The sequence below is a fragment of the Candidatus Marivariicella sp. genome, assembly GCF_983056325.1.
Genome location: NZ_CEZOWA010000014.1, coordinates 45210 through 60874, shown reverse-complemented (window position 1 = coordinate 60874; position 15665 = coordinate 45210). Strand labels below are relative to the sequence as shown.

Genomic DNA, 15665 nt, shown 5'->3' with positions numbered 1-15665 from the left:
TTAATCTAAACAAGCCTAACGATTATTTATTTGAGTATGCTTATTTTGGAAGATCTGAGACAGAAGGTATTTTTAGTCAGCAATTTATAATGAATGAAGGTGGTTTTAAATCGTCAATTTCAAACAGTAGTTCAAATCAGTGGATTCTTAGCTCTAATCTTAGCATGGGGATATGGAAATGGTTTGAGGGTTATGTAGATCTGGCTATACTTAAAAATAAAAATCAAACTCACAGATCCCACTATGACTATGGATTTAGATTTAATTTTATCCCTGATTACTTAGAATTTTATTTTCCTTTAGGTTCAAGTGAAGAATATGAGATAGTTAAAGAAAACTATTTTTCTAGAATTAGATTTGTATTATCTCTTAATCCTAAGGATATTTCAACTTTCTTTTCAAGAACTTGGTTCTAATTTTATTACATATAATTTTTGTATTTTTATGGTGAAAGGATATGTCTAAATTTACATTAAATCTTAACAAAGATATTGACTACGAGCAATATAAAAAACTTGTAATCAACGATTATAGGACTGTTGTTCTTAGCAGGGAATGTAGTGTTATTGGTAGAAAAGAAGTTTTCTTAGGAAAAGGAAAGTTTGGAATATTTGGAGATGGTAAAGAATTACCTCAAATGGCTCTTAATCATTTTTTTAAAGATGGCGATTTTAGATCAGGCTATTACAGAGACCAAACATTATTAATGGCTCAGAATATCTTAACACCTGAAAATTTTTTTGCAGCTCTATACGCACACACTGATCTTGAATTTGAGCCTATGTCTGGAGGAAGACAGATGGGAGGACATTTTTTAAGTAAAAGTATTGCGAATGACGGGTCTTGGTTAGATTTAATGAATCAAAAAAATCATAGTTCCGATATATCTCCAACAGCTTCTCAAATGCCAAGACTAGTCGGTTTAGCTCAAGCATCAAAAATTTATAGAAAATTAAAAATTAAAAATGCTAAAATATTTTCAAATAAGGGTAACGAAATAGCTTGGGGTACTATTGGAAATGCAAGCACAAGTGAAGGTTTGTTTTTTGAGTCGATTAATGCTGCTGGTGTTCTTCAGATACCAATGGTTATGAGTATATGGGATGATGAATATGGAATATCTGTATCCAATGATCTTCAGACAACAAAATCAAGTATTTCTGAAGCCTTATCTGGTTTTCAAAAAACATCAAATAAGGACGGTTTCGAGATAATTAAGGTTAAAGGATGGGATTACCCTTCATTGATTAATGCTTATTCAAAGGCTGAGAAAATAGCACGTTCAGAACACATCCCTGTTATTGTTCATGTAACAGAACTTACTCAGCCATTAGGTCATTCATCTTCAGGTTCCCATGAAAGATACAAATCAGATTCAAGATTAGAATGGGAAAAAAAATATGATTGTAATTTAAAATTTAAAAATTGGATACTCGATAATAATTTATCTGACATCAAGACATTGAAAGAGATTGATTCAAAATCTAAATCTATTGCTAAAAATGCCAAGATTAATGCTTGGAATAGCTATCAAAAGCCAATAAAAAAGGAGTTAAATGATTTTAAAAATCAATTGGCCCTTTTAGAACAGGATAATTTCAAGTTAGCAGACTCAATCAAATCAAAAGTTTCTAATTTTAACAATATTGGATACAGAGAAATTCTTTCTCTAGGGAGGTCTTTATTACCATCACTAACGAAATACAATAATTTATCCAAGGTTAAGTTTATTGAGTATTTAAAACGTTTATCAGATAATTTACAGCCTAAATTTTCCTCGGACTTATATTCAAAAGAAATTAAATTTGATTGTGTTCCACCAACATATGACAAGGAGCCTAATATTGTGGATGGAAGAGTCATTATACGTGATAATTTTGATGCCCTTTTGTCTACAAATGATCGTTTACTTATTTATGGACAAGATTGTGGTAAAATAGGAGGTGTAAATCAAGGCTTAGAAGGTTTACAAACCAAATATGGTGAAGACAGGGTTTCAGATACTGGAATCAGAGAAGCTACTATTGTAGGTCAGGGAATAGGAATGGCATTAAGAGGATTGAGGCCAATTGCTGAAATTCAATACTTAGACTATATACTTTATTGCATACAGATATTAAGTGATGATTTAGCCTCATTAAGTTACCGAACTTATGGTCAGCAAGTTGCACCTTTAATTATCAGAACCAGAGGACACAGACTTGAAGGTATATGGCATTCTGGTTCACCAATGGGTGCTATGGTAAGTTTGCTCAGAGGAATATTTATTTTAACCCCAAGAAATATGACTATTGCTGCAGGTATGTATAATTCATTATTAAAACTAAATCAGCCTGCAATTGTAATTGAAACCTTAAACGCTTACAGGATAAAAGAATCTTTACCTAATAATATGGGTGCTTTTACATCCCAAATTGGTAAAATTGAGATTTTAAATGAAGGCAATGACATTACCTTAGTTAGTTATGGAGCTACTTTACAAATTGCTTTGGAAGCTTCACATGAACTAATCAAACACGATATTTCGTTAGAAATAATAGATCTTCAGTCACTAATCCCTTTTGATACGTTAAGTGAAATAAAAAATAGTGTTGCTAAAACCAACAAGTTATTAATTGTTGACGAAGATATGCCTGGTGGTTGTTCAGCTTATATTCTTCAACAGTTACTAGATAATCAAAAAGTATACAACCTTTTAGACAGTGAACCCAAACTTTTGTCTGCAAATGAGCACAGACCTGCGTATGGAACTGATGGTGACTATTTTTCAAAACCTAACTTAAATGATATTTTTGAGGCAGCATACGGCTTTATGAATGAGGAAAATCCCAAAAAATATCCTAACTTATTTTAGATATTAAAAATTTCATTTATTAAATCAATTAGAATTTCTTTGTGACTTTCATTTGACCCCAATATACTTTTACTTTTTAAATCTGCCTTATGAATTGAGTTGATCGCATGGCTACAGGCTTTCATACTATAAAAACTGGATGCTTGTTCATAATCTTTAATAAAAAAGGGATTAATTCCCAATATTGATGAAATATTAGCATTACTTGTTTTTATACCTTGAAATAAAAGTAGCCTTTTGAAAAATTGAAATAAAGATGTTATTGTTAGAACTAATGGGTGATTTTTGGAGTTATTAGATAAGTAATAAATTATTTGAATTGATTTTTTTTTATTTTTTGAACCAATAGCATTTATTAATTCAAAATTATTAAAGTCTTTACTTATCCCAATATATTTTTCAACTAGATCAGGAGTTATTATTCTATCAGAACAAAGAATCTTTAGTTTACTAATTTCTTGTTTAATTCTTCCAAGATCTAAACCAAGAAATTCAATTAATAATTGAATGGACTTTTGATTTGCTTCTAATTTTTCTCTTTTTAACTCCAGAGATATCCATCCAGCAATCTGGTTGTCATATAAAGGTTTAGACTCATAGACTACTCCAGATTTTTTAACAATTTTATATAACTTACTTCTTTTATCAAAAGTTTTATTTTTATAACAAAATATAACAACAGATTGCTTTGGAGGATTGGTCAAGTATTTTGCTAGTTCATCATATTTCTTCTCTAAATATTGAGCTTCTCGTATTAATATCAAATGATGATTTGCAATTAAAGGATATCTTTTGGCAGTTTCAATAATTTCTTCTACAGAAGTATCTTTTCCATATAAAACACTCAAATCAAAATCTTTTTCTGAATTAGATATTAGTTTATTTACAATGTAGTTAGAAATACTATCTATAAAATAGGGTTCTGTTCCGGATAAAAGGTAAAAAGATGCAATTTCTCCATTTTTAATTTCATCAATTATTTTATTATGAAGTTGCATCTAATTATTTTTTGCAATTTTGTTTAATGGAAAAGTTAAATTTCCCAAATTTAAATTTAAGAGTCAAAAATAAAGAAAATAAACTTTTCATTTTTGATATAATTCGAAAAAAATGGTTTTTGTTAACTCCTGAAGAATGGGTACGTCAACATTGTATAAATTTTCTTGTTTTCACAAAGAATTATCCAAAATCTTTAATTAATGTAGAAAAAAAACTTTTAGTAAATGGTAATACAAAAAGGTATGATATTATTGTTTTTTCCAAAAACTCACAGGTACTTATTTTAGTTGAATGTAAGTCACCAAAGATAACAATTAATCAGGATGTGTTTGATCAGATAGCGAAATATAATTTAACATTTAAAAGTAAATATTTAATGGTTTCTAATGGATTGTCTCACTATTTTTGTTTAGTTAACTATAATGTAAAAAACTATTCCTTTTTATCAGATATCCCGGATTTTAAAAATTCATAAATGAATATAGCAATCGTTTTACTTAACTACAATGGAGAAAAATTACTAAAAACTTTTATCCCAATTCTTTGTAAATACTCCGTAGGTTATAATATTTATATTATTGATAATAAATCAACCGATAACTCAATCGAATATATAAAATCAAATTTTCCAGATATAAAATGTATTTTATTAGATAAAAATTATGGATTTGCAGAAGGTTATAACAAGGGTTTACTTGGAATTAACACAGATGTCTTTTGTTTTTTAAATACTGACGTTGAAGTCACAGAAAACTGGCTTGATCCTGTTTATAAAACTTTTAAAAATGAAATAGACGTATCCATAGCACAGCCTAATATATTAGATTTTAATAATAAAAATAATTTTGAATATGCAGGAGCTGCTGGAGGATTTATTGATTTTTTCGGTTATACATATTGTAGAGGAAGGATATTTGATTCAATAGAAGAAAACAGAGATCAGTACAACGATAATAAGACGATTTTTTGGGCAAGTGGAGCTTGTTTTTTCATAAGGAAAAATGTTTGGGATAATTTGGAAGGATTTGATAAAGATTTTTTTGCTCACTTTGAGGAAATTGATTTATGTTGGAGAGCTTTTAATAAATCTTTTAAATCTGTTTCAATTGGAAAATCAAAAGTCTACCATGTTGGCGCAGCTACGCTACCTGTGTCTGGATATAAATGGTTCCTTAATTTTAGAAATTCTCTAATTTTATTAACCAAAAATTTACCAAAAAAATACTTGTTTAGAATATTGATCGCAAGATTATTATTAGATTTCGTTGCATCTTTAAGGTTTTTAATTAATGGAAAGCTTGTACCAGTTTTTTCTATTGTAAAAGCTCATTTTTCTTTTTATCGATATTTCAGAACTCATTATAAAAAAAGAACAAGTATTTTAAATAAAAATAAGTATTGGTCAATAAATTCAATTATTTGGTCATACTTTGTAAAAAAGGAAAGGGTTTACAGTAAAATTTCAAAATAATACTTTTATATTTATTTAACTTTTTTGATTTTAATAATTTAATTCTATACAAATGAGGAAATCTATATCAATAATAATAATTTCTATCTTGATCACTTCTTGTGTTTCACAAAAAAAATATCAAGAATTAGAAACTTTACAAACAAATACAAAAAATAATCTTAACTCCACATCTGTCCAACTTAATACATGTAAAGAAGAAAAAGATTCTGCATTAAATAGTTTGGCTGCTCTTAAGGATCAGGTTAAGTTTTTAAAGGCAAATAATCAAGGTTTAATTAATAACTTAGGAAATTTAACTACACTTTCACAAAAAGGAGCAGAAAATCTTGAAAAGTCTCTGGAAAGTATGAAAGAAAAGGATGTTCGGATTCAAAAGATGCAAGATGCCGTTACAAGAAAAGATTCAGTCACTTTAGCCTTAGTAACAAGCTTAAAAGGAGTTTTAGGAAACTTAAATGATGGTGATATAGAAGTTAATGTTGAAAAAGGTGTAGTTTATGTTTCAATTTCAGACAAATTATTGTTCAGTTCGGGAAGTTATATGATTACTAATCGTGCAAAAGAAGTACTTGGTAAAGTTGCTCAAGTAGTTAATAATCGTCCTGAATTAGAATTTATGGTCGAAGGGCATACAGATAATGTTCCTATAAAGACAGAAACAATATTAGATAATTGGGATTTAAGTGTTATGAGGGCAACTGCAGTTGTGAGAATTTTACAAAATGACTTTGATGTTGCACCAGAAAGGATGTCTGCTTCAGGAAGAAGCTCTTATGTTCCACTTTTTGACAATGATAATCCATCAAATAGAGCCAAAAATAGAAGAACTAGAATTGTAGTTTTACCAAAATTAGATCAATTTTATGACCTTATTGAAAAAGGGATGGAAACTGCAAAATAACATTTTAGCAAAGCATGTTTCTAAAACATGTTTTGCTTTTTAAAGTTCCTAAAGTTTTCTTAAAAATATTTAACCAACTGTTATTTTTCAATTTTCAATTTGGCAAATTTTACAAGTAAATTCTTAACACCAAATCCTTGAAAATTAATGGCTGCTTTTTTATCACTTCCTGCACCTTCAATAGAAATTACCTTCCCTTTACCAAAACGTCCATGTACTACTTTCATTCCAACTACAAGTTTAATTATATCACTTTTTGAGTCTGCATTAATGTCAGTATTATATATTCTTTTAAGTTTTGAAAGTTGAGATGGATTGGGTTTTGAAATGGAATTAAATTCTTTTTTATCATTTTTGATATTATGTGATCCAAAAATTGTAGAATCTAACAATGGTCTTGTTTTGTTGTGGTTAACAACGTTTTTTTCAATATATTTAGAATCTATTTCTTCAATGAATCGGCTTGGTTCCGCATCAATTAATTTACCCCAACGGTATCTGGATTGGGTATATGTTATGTGAGCTACTTCTTTTGCTCTAGTTATTGCTACATAAAAAAGTCTTCTTTCTTCTTCTAATTCACCTCTTGTGTTTAAACTCATTGCTGAAGGAAATAAATCTTCCTCAAGTCCTACAATAAATACTTCGGGAAATTCTAGCCCCTTCGCTAAATGAATTGTCATCAAGGATACTTTATCTGCACTTGGATCTTTATCATTATCAAAATCTGTTGCTAGTGCAACATCTTCTAAAAATTCACTAATGCTTCCTGAGGCATCGACTAATTCTACTTGTCCTTCAGTGAAATCACGAATACCATTTAGAAGCTCTTCAATATTATCAATTTTAGAAATATTTTCGGGGGTTCCCTCTGATTTTAAAACATTTATAATTCCTGTTTTTTTTATAACTAAATCAGTTAATTGATGTGCATTGAGTTTCTTATTTTCAATTTGAAATAACTTAATAATATTTAAAAATGAGTTTAACTTTTCTTTTGTTCCACTATTTATTGTAGTATTTAATTTTGATAAATTTTCAATTACTTCAAACAATGTTAAATCATTTTCTTTTGAAGCTATAATTAATTTATCAATTGTGGTAGAGCCTATTCCTCTGGTTGGATAATTAATAACTCTCTTAAAACTTTCTTCGTCTTTAGGATTTACAGTAATTCTTAAATATGCTAGAACATCTTTAATTTCTTTCCTTTGGTAAAAGGAAAGTCCTCCATAAACTCGGTATTGGATATTTCTTTTTCTTAATGAATCTTCTATTGCCCTAGATTGAGCATTAGTCCTATATAGAACTGCAAAATCTTTATTTCTTTTTTGATTATTTATTTTATTTTCAAAAATAATAGAGGCTACTGCCCTGCCCTCATCTGAATCAGAAGCTAAACACCTAATTTTAACTTTTGAACCTTCATCATTTGCAGTCCACACAACTTTATCAATCTTTGATTGATTATGATTAATTATTGAATTTGCTGCATTAACAATATTTTTAGTTGATCTATAATTCTGTTCTAGTCTATAAAGTTTAACATCATCATAATCCTTTTGAAAATTTAAAATATTATTAATGTTTGCCCCTCTAAAGGCATAAATGCTTTGTGCATCGTCCCCTACTACACCAATATTCTGAAATTTATCTGATAATGCTTTAATAATTAAATATTGAGAATGATTAGTGTCTTGATATTCATCAACTAATATGTACTTAAAACGATTTTGATATTTTGATAAGACAGCCGGAAATCTATTCAAAAGCTCATTTGTTCTTAATAATAAATCGTCAAAATCCATAGCACCAGCTTTAAAACATCTCTCAACATATTCATTATAAATTTCACCCATCTTAGGTCGTCTGGCCATTTTATCAGCTTCAATTAAATCTGAGTCATTATAATATGCCTTTACTGTAATTAAACTATTTTTAAAAGCGGATATTCGATTTTTAACCTGTTTAGTCTTGTAAATATCTTTTTCCAAATGGAGTTCTTTAATGATACTTCCAATTAATCTTTCAGAATCTTGTGTATCATATATTGTAAAATTTGAGGGAAAACCAATTTTATCAGCTTCTGCTCTAAGTAAACGAGCAAACACAGAGTGAAAAGTACCCATCCACAAATTTTTTGCCTCTGATGAGCCAATTAAATGTGAAATTCTGTCCTTCATTTCTCTGGCTGCCTTATTAGTAAATGTCAATGATAAAATTTCAAAAGAATCAACCCCTTTTTGAATTAGATACGCTATTCTATATGTTAAAACTCTTGTTTTTCCTGACCCTGCTCCCGCTATTACAATTAAAGGTCCATCTTTATGAATTACGGGTGCTTTCTGAGCATCATTTAATTCATTAATAAAATCAATATTATCTTTATTCATAAAAAAAACACATGATGATTAATTCTTGGAATGTTATAGATTTATATACTTTTATAAAGATCTTATGTTTCACAAAAACTACAACCCCATGAGTAAATATATTATTAACAAAATTCAAATATTTATTTTCCTATTTATATTTATTTTACCAATTAATGCTCAGGAAAATAATACTTTAAATAATAAAATCAATGATGAAATTCTTAATATTGGAAAAAAGGTTATTGAATGGAGACATGATATCCACAAAAACCCTGAACTTTCCAATAGAGAATTTAAAACAGCAAAAAAAATAGCAGACCATCTAATTAGCCTAGGAATAGATGTTCAAACTGAAGTTGCCCACACAGGTGTAGTTGGAATACTAAAAGGCAAAAGAACAGGAAAAGTTGTTGCGTTACGAGCTGATATGGATGCACTTCCAGTTACTGAAAGAAATAATTTACCTTATAAGTCGAATGTTATTTCAAAGTACAATAATCGAAATACTGGAGTAATGCATGCTTGTGGTCACGACACACACGTTGCAATATTGATGGGTGTTGCTGAAATACTGTCAAATAATAATGACTTCTCGGGAACTGTAAAATTTATTTTTCAACCTGCAGAAGAAGGAGCTCCAGAAGGAGAAACCGGGGGTGCACTTCAAATGATTAAAGAAGGTGTTTTGAAAAATCCAGATGTTGATGCCATTTTTGGATTGCATATAAGTTCAGGTTTGCATGTTGGTAAAATTAATTACAGACCTAAAGGAATTATGGCTGCATCTCAAAGATTTGTAATTGATGTAGTTGGAAAACAGTCTCACGGATCTTCACCTTGGCTTGGGATCGATCCTATTTTAGTATCCTCTCAAATAATTTCTGGAATACAAACAATTGTAAGTAGAAATAGTGAATTAACAAAACAAGCAGCCGTTATATCTATTGGTTCTATACATTCAGGGATAAGGTTTAATATTATTCCAGAAAGTTTACAAATGATTGGAACCATTAGAACTCTAGATATTGAAATGAAAGAATTAATCAGAAGAAGAATGAATGAAATTGTTACGGGAATTGCATCTGCTTATGGAGCAAAAGCTTCAATTACTATAACAGATGGAGCCTCCATAACATATAATGATCCTGATTTAACAAAAATGATGTTACCTACATTAGAATCAATAGCACTTAAGGAAAATGTAATATTAAGTGATGCTGTTACTGGTGCTGAAGACTTCTCCTACTTTCAAGATGAGATACCTGGTTTATATTATTTTTTAGGAGGCACACCTCTTTCTGTTCCTGAAGATGAAGCGCCGTCTCATCATACTCCTGATTTTTTTGTTTCTGACAAATCTATGCTTTTGGGTATAAAGACTATGACAGGCTTGGCTTTAGATTATCTTAAAATTAACCAATTATAACTTTAACTAGTGGAGAGTTAACTCATAAACACATATGTTCAATTTGAGATTGAAAAGGATTATAATTATATTTTTGATATATTAATTTTTGTTATGATTTTTTTTAAATCCATTAATTCTATTTGGTAAATGAATGAGCTACAAAAATCAATTGTCTATTTAAAAGGTGTAGGTCCAAATAGACTTTCTTTGTTAAATGGTGAGTTTGGAATTAAATCTATACAAGACTTATTAAATTTTTTTCCAAATAGATATTTAGATAGAACCAAGTTTTATAAGATAAATCAATTACCTATATCTACATCAGAAATTCAAATAATTGGTTCTTTAATAAACTTGAAGACTATTCAGAATAAAAATAAATCAAGACTTGTAGGCACTTTTGAAGACGAAACTGGATCAATTGATTTAGTATGGTTTAGAGGGCATAAGTGGATAAGTTCAAATTTAAAATTATTCACTCCCTATGTTGTATTTGGAAGGATTAATAACTTTAATGGCACAATAAACATGCCTCATCCAGAGATTGAGCTATTAAGCTTGTTTAAATCTAGAAAAAGAGTATCATTTAACACTATATATCCTTCAACAGAAAAATCAATTAACTCTGGAATTACTCAAAATATTTTTAGAAAAATGTTTTATGAATTTTTTGAGTCCTACAATAATATTTTTAGAGAAACACTTCCGGAAAATTTATTAAAAAATCAAAAGTTAATCTCTAAAGACAAAGCTTTAAGAAATATTCATTTTCCTGAAAATTCTGAAGCATTAGCTGAAGCTCAAAAAAGATTAAAATTCGAAGAGTTTTTTTATTTGCAAATACAAATGCTTATTAAAAATAAACAAAGAAAAGATAAGATTAAGGGATATATTTTTTCAAATGTTGGAAAGTATTTTAATAGTTTTTATTATGATCATCTAACTTTTAAATTAACTAAAGCTCAAGTTAGATCAATAAAGGAGATAAGAAAAGACTTGGGGACTGGACGTCAAATGAATAGATTACTTCAAGGAGACGTTGGTTCTGGTAAAACTATAGTTGCTTTTATGAGTATGCTAATTTCAATTGATAATAATTATCAAGCCTGTTTAATGGCACCAACTGAAATCCTTGCTCAACAACATTTTAAACTATTTGACGAATTATCAAAAAAAATTGGGTTACGTGTTGCTATCATTACAGGTAGTGTTAAAAAAAGTGAACGCGTTCCAATTTTAGAAAGGTTAAAATCAGGTAAAATTCATATTTTAATAGGAACCCACGCACTTATTGAAGATCCTATTATTTTTAAAAATCTTGGTCTAGCAATTATTGATGAGCAACATAGGTTTGGTGTTGCGCAAAGATCTAAACTTTGGAGAAAAAATAAACTTCCCCCCCATATTCTTGTAATGACAGCTACTCCTATTCCAAGAACTCTTGCAATGACTCTATATGGTGATTTAGATATTTCTGAAATAAATGAACTTCCTCCGGGTAGAAAAAAAATAAAAACAGTACATATGGATGATAGTAAAAGATTATCAGTATTTAGTTTTATTAAAAATGAAATTGAAAAAGGAAGACAAATTTACATAGTATACCCTTTAATTGAAGAATCTGAAAAATTAGATTATAAAGATCTTATGGATGGATATGAAAGTATAAGTAGATCATTTCCTCTTCCAAAGTATAAAATATCAATTCTTAATGGTAGGATGAAAAATGAGGATAAAGAATACGAAATGAATAGGTTTATTGATGGTGAAACTCAAATAATGGTTTCAACAACAGTAATTGAGGTTGGTGTAAATATTCCAAACGCATCAGTAATGGTAATTGAAAGTAGTGAAAGGTTTGGATTATCTCAGTTACATCAACTCAGAGGAAGAGTAGGAAGAGGAAGTGATCAGAGTTATTGTGTGTTAATGACTGGAAATAAATTATCATCTGATTCCAAATTAAGAATAAACACGATGGTTAGCACAAATAATGGATTTGAAATAGCTGATGTAGACTTAAAACTTAGAGGTCCAGGGAATCTTATGGGAACTCAACAAAGCGGTGTTTTAAATCTTAAAATAGCTGATATAATAGATGATAATAATATACTAATCCTTGCTCGAGAATCAGCAAAAAAAATATTAGAAACTGATCAGAATCTTGATAAAAAATCAAATCAATGTATTAAGCATACTCTTTCTGAAATCGGAACTTTTAAAAACATATGGAATTATATCAGCTAAAGAATTTGATGCATTATATTTGTATTAATTTTTGATTTCAATTAAATTATATTTTGTGAAAATATCTTACAACTGGTTAAATAATTACATAAAGTCTAAATTAACAATTGACGAAATCAGTACCCACCTCACTTCTTTAGGACTCGAAGTCGAAGGACTAAATTTATTTGAAACCGTAAAAGGAAATTTAGAAGGAGTTTTAGTTGGAGAGGTTATTAGTTGTATTCAACATCCAAATGCTGACCGTTTAAAACTTACTCAAGTTAAAGTTAGTGAATCTGAAACTTTACAAATTATTTGTGGAGCACCTAATGTGGAAAAGGGTCAAAAAGTTGCAATAGCTGTTGTGGGAACAAAATTATACCCCAATAATGGAGATGAAATACTAATTAAGTCGAGTAAAATTCGAGGTGAACAAAGTAATGGTATGATTTGTGCTGAAGATGAACTTGGTCTTGGAGATTCTCATGATGGGATTTTGGTTTTAAATGATGATATACCTGTCGGGACTCCTTGTACTCAAGTTTTTGATTTAAGTGAAGATTATGTTTTTGATATTGGTTTAACTCCAAATCGAGCTGATGCGATGAGCCATATGGGCGTTGCTCGAGATTTAAAAGCTTCACTCATCCAAAATAAGATTGAATATAATTGGAGTTTCCCTCCCGTGGATTTATTTCCTTCAGGATCAAATACAAAAAAAATTGATATTGAAGTCAAGAATCCAAAATTTTGCCCTAGATATTTTGGAATCACTTTAATTGATGTAAAGATTGCTCCTTCCCCTTTATGGATGCAGACTTTTTTAAGATCAATAGGTATTTCTCCAAAAAATAATATTGTTGATATAACAAATTTTGTACTTCATGATATCGGTCAACCCATACATTGTTTTGATGCAGACAAAATTGAAGGTAAAATTATTGTTAAAAATCTAAAGGAAAATACAAAATTTAAAACTCTCGATGGAACTGAAGTCAATTTATCATCAGAAGACTTAATGATATGTGATGATATCAAACCCCTTTGCCTAGCTGGTATTTACGGTGGAATTTCCTCTGGAGTTAATGAAACAACTAAAAATGTTTTTCTTGAAAGCGCATATTTTGATCCTGTCACTATTAGAAAAAGTGCTAAGAGACATGGACTTTCAACTGATGCCTCTTTTCGCTTTGAAAGAGGAATAGATCCTGAAATTACTGAAGTTGCCTTAAAGCGTGCTGCACTCTTAATGATTAAATATGCTAATGCTAGCGTTTCTAGTTCAATTCAAAAAGTTTGTGAACCTTTACCAGATCCAATTAAAGTATTTTTATCTTATGAAAAACTCAATAAAACTATTGGACAAAACATACCTAAAGAAGATTTAACAAATATATTAAATGCACTAGAAATTAAAATTGAAACAGTATCCAATGAAGGAGTGGCTTTGATAATTCCCAGGTTTAGAGTTGATGTATTAAGACCTGCTGATATTATTGAAGAGATTTTAAGAGTTTATGGATATAATTCCATCACAAGTTCTAAATATTTAAAAATTAATTTACCTGAATTTAACATTCATAATAAATTTGAAGTGAATGAGCATATTTCTAAACAATTTGTTAGTAAGGGGTTTTCAGAAGTCATAAACAATTCAATTACAAATCCAGCATACGATAAGCTTTCAAATATAAGTTTAGATAAATTAAAAAGTATTAAAATCATTAACCCTTTAGGGATTGAATTATCTCAGCTAAGAAAGACTTTAATATATTCCGGATTGGAAGTAATTTCATTTAATTTAAACAGACAACAGAAGAATATTAAAATTTATGAAATTGGAAAAATATATTTCAATGAAAATTCTAAAAACATAGAAAATAAATCATTGTTTGCAGGAATTGTAAAATCTAATGAAAGTTACCATTGGAGTAGTGATAATAAAATTCCACCATTTTTTTATTTAAAAGGTGTAATAAGTGAAATTTTAAATGGTTTAAATCTTAAAAAGTTAAAATTCAAAACTCTTAATTATGATTTATTTTCAGAAGGTTTGTCAATCGAGATAAATCATAAAGAAATAGGTCACATTGGTCTTGTATGTAAATCAATCAGAGATTATTTTGGAATTGATCAAGAAGTTTATGGTTGTATTATAAATATTGATTCTATTAATAAATTAAATTTATCTGAATCATTTCATGTCTCTGAAATACCAAAATTTCCATTTATTCAAAGAGATTTTGCTCTTTTACTGGATAAAAGTATTTCATTCAACTCTATAGTCAAATTGTCAAATGAAATCGAAAAAAACATTCTTGAATCAATTGATTTGTTTGATGTTTATGAAGGGAGTAATATACCAAAAAATAAAAAATCATATGGAATCAGATTTACTTTTATTGATAAAAGGAAAACCTTAACGGATAAATATATTGATAAAGTTATGAGTAAATTAAAAAAACAATTTGAACAAGAATTTAACGCCCAATTAAGATAATTATTATAGCTATGAATTTAAATATTTTCAACAAAACAAATTTAGAACATATTCTTATTAAAGAAAATAAAAAGAATTTTGACGTCAAACATTTTAATTCTACAAATCACTTAAATTATAAAAAACAGACTAACAAATTTGATATTGATTTACTTGATACAGATAAAATTGTTCATCTTAACTCGATAAAAAAAATGTGTATTAACTACCGTCTACGCTTTCTTGATATTGATTTTTTCAAAGGTGAAATCCCTATTCAAGCCATCGAAAATATTAAAGCACTTGAGCTAGATCATGATTCTCAAATCAATGGTTTTAAGATAATGGCTCCGTCAATTATGTTTCGTTTAAAAAATTCTGATGATCCTTTAATGTTTGCTCCGATTGGAAATAACTATTTTTATTTAATTCATAAATGGGGAAATGACCTAAACCCTTTAAGAAAAATTAGAATGTGGCCATTTCAATCATTAATTAATTTATTAATCACATTGTTATGTACCAGCTATTTAATTACTATTTTAACTCCCATAGAAATTTTCACAAGAACTCCAGATACTTCATCTTTTTGGCTTTTATTCCTTTTTATGTTTAAAGCTATTGTCTCCATTGTACTATTTTTAGGGGTTGCCTTGGGTAAAAATTTTAATCCTCAAATCTGGAATAGTAAATATAACAAGTCCTAACTTTTTATGAACTCTTATTTTAAAATATACACTGGACCAGAAATAATAGTTTTATCTGTCAAAAATATTCTTGAACAGAATTATATTATACCAATCATCAAGGACCAATCAGAGTCAGCAAGACTTGCTGGATTTGGATCAGCTATTCCCTACTTACAGGATGTGTTTGTTCATGAAGACGAAAAAATTAATGCTATTGATCTTATTAAAGAATTTACTAAATCAAATAACACATAATT

11 protein-coding genes and 1 pseudogene are annotated in these 15665 nt (G+C 28.7%); 10 read left to right on the top strand and 2 right to left on the bottom strand.

Annotated elements, in window-relative coordinates:
• Window positions 1–416, top strand: a pseudogene (locus AC3ATN_RS06050) (metalloprotease); the annotation flags it as partial.
• A 41-nt stretch (window positions 417–457) separates the two neighbouring features.
• On the top strand, window positions 458–2854 hold the full coding sequence (locus AC3ATN_RS06045; RefSeq protein WP_487532355.1) for an alpha-ketoacid dehydrogenase subunit alpha/beta: 2397 nt from the start codon (window positions 458–460) through the stop codon (window positions 2852–2854).
• Here the strand turns inward: AC3ATN_RS06045 and holA are convergent.
• On the bottom strand, window positions 2851–3852 hold the full coding sequence (gene holA, locus AC3ATN_RS06040; protein ID WP_487532354.1) for a DNA polymerase III subunit delta: 1002 nt from the start codon (window positions 3850–3852) through the stop codon (window positions 2851–2853). The two genes, AC3ATN_RS06045 and holA, sit on opposite strands and share 4 nt — an antisense overlap.
• A 26-nt stretch (window positions 3853–3878) precedes the next feature.
• Here holA and AC3ATN_RS06035 point away from each other — a divergent pair, with 26 nt between their 5' ends.
• The 3 genes from AC3ATN_RS06035 to AC3ATN_RS06025 are packed head-to-tail and all read left to right on the top strand — an operon-like array spanning window position 3879 to window position 6228.
• On the top strand, window positions 3879–4328 hold the full coding sequence (locus AC3ATN_RS06035) for a type I restriction enzyme HsdR N-terminal domain-containing protein (protein WP_487532352.1): 450 nt from the start codon (window positions 3879–3881) through the stop codon (window positions 4326–4328).
• The gene (locus AC3ATN_RS06030) at window positions 4329–5324 is read left to right on the top strand and encodes a glycosyltransferase family 2 protein (RefSeq protein ID WP_487532351.1); all 996 of its coding nucleotides are present in this window, start codon (window positions 4329–4331) and stop codon (window positions 5322–5324) included. It begins immediately after the preceding gene.
• 52 nt (window positions 5325–5376) lie between these two features.
• The gene (locus AC3ATN_RS06025) at window positions 5377–6228 is read left to right on the top strand and encodes an OmpA/MotB family protein (protein WP_487532350.1); all 852 of its coding nucleotides are present in this window, start codon (window positions 5377–5379) and stop codon (window positions 6226–6228) included.
• Window positions 6229–6308: 80 nt separating this feature from the next.
• Here AC3ATN_RS06025 and AC3ATN_RS06020 read toward each other — a convergent pair whose 3' ends face one another.
• Window positions 6309–8621: an ATP-dependent helicase gene (locus AC3ATN_RS06020; protein ID WP_487532349.1), complete on the bottom strand. Its 2313-nt coding sequence runs from the start codon at window positions 8619–8621 to the stop codon at window positions 6309–6311.
• An 88-nt stretch (window positions 8622–8709) separates the two neighbouring features.
• Here AC3ATN_RS06020 and AC3ATN_RS06015 point away from each other — a divergent pair, with 88 nt between their 5' ends.
• The 5 genes from AC3ATN_RS06015 (at window position 8710) to AC3ATN_RS05995 (ending at window position 15663) form a co-directional block, all read left to right on the top strand.
• Window positions 8710–10029, top strand: a complete 1320-nt coding sequence (locus tag AC3ATN_RS06015; protein WP_487532348.1) for an amidohydrolase — start codon at window positions 8710–8712, stop codon at window positions 10027–10029.
• Window positions 10030–10158: 129 nt separating this feature from the next.
• Complete coding sequence (gene recG / locus AC3ATN_RS06010) at window positions 10159–12258, top strand: ATP-dependent DNA helicase RecG (RefSeq protein ID WP_487532347.1); 2100 nt, start codon at window positions 10159–10161, stop codon at window positions 12256–12258.
• A 55-nt stretch (window positions 12259–12313) separates the two neighbouring features.
• Window positions 12314–14740 carry a phenylalanine--tRNA ligase subunit beta gene (gene pheT, locus AC3ATN_RS06005; RefSeq protein WP_487532346.1) on the top strand — a complete coding sequence of 809 codons (2427 nt, stop codon included), beginning with the start codon at window positions 12314–12316 and terminating at the stop codon, window positions 14738–14740.
• 11 nt (window positions 14741–14751) lie between these two features.
• Window positions 14752–15426 carry a hypothetical protein gene (locus AC3ATN_RS06000; protein ID WP_487532345.1) on the top strand — a complete coding sequence of 225 codons (675 nt, stop codon included), beginning with the start codon at window positions 14752–14754 and terminating at the stop codon, window positions 15424–15426.
• A gap of 6 nt (window positions 15427–15432) precedes the next feature.
• Window positions 15433–15663, top strand: a complete 231-nt coding sequence (locus AC3ATN_RS05995) for a putative signal transducing protein (RefSeq protein WP_487532344.1) — start codon at window positions 15433–15435, stop codon at window positions 15661–15663.
• Window positions 15664–15665 lie beyond the last annotated feature (2 nt).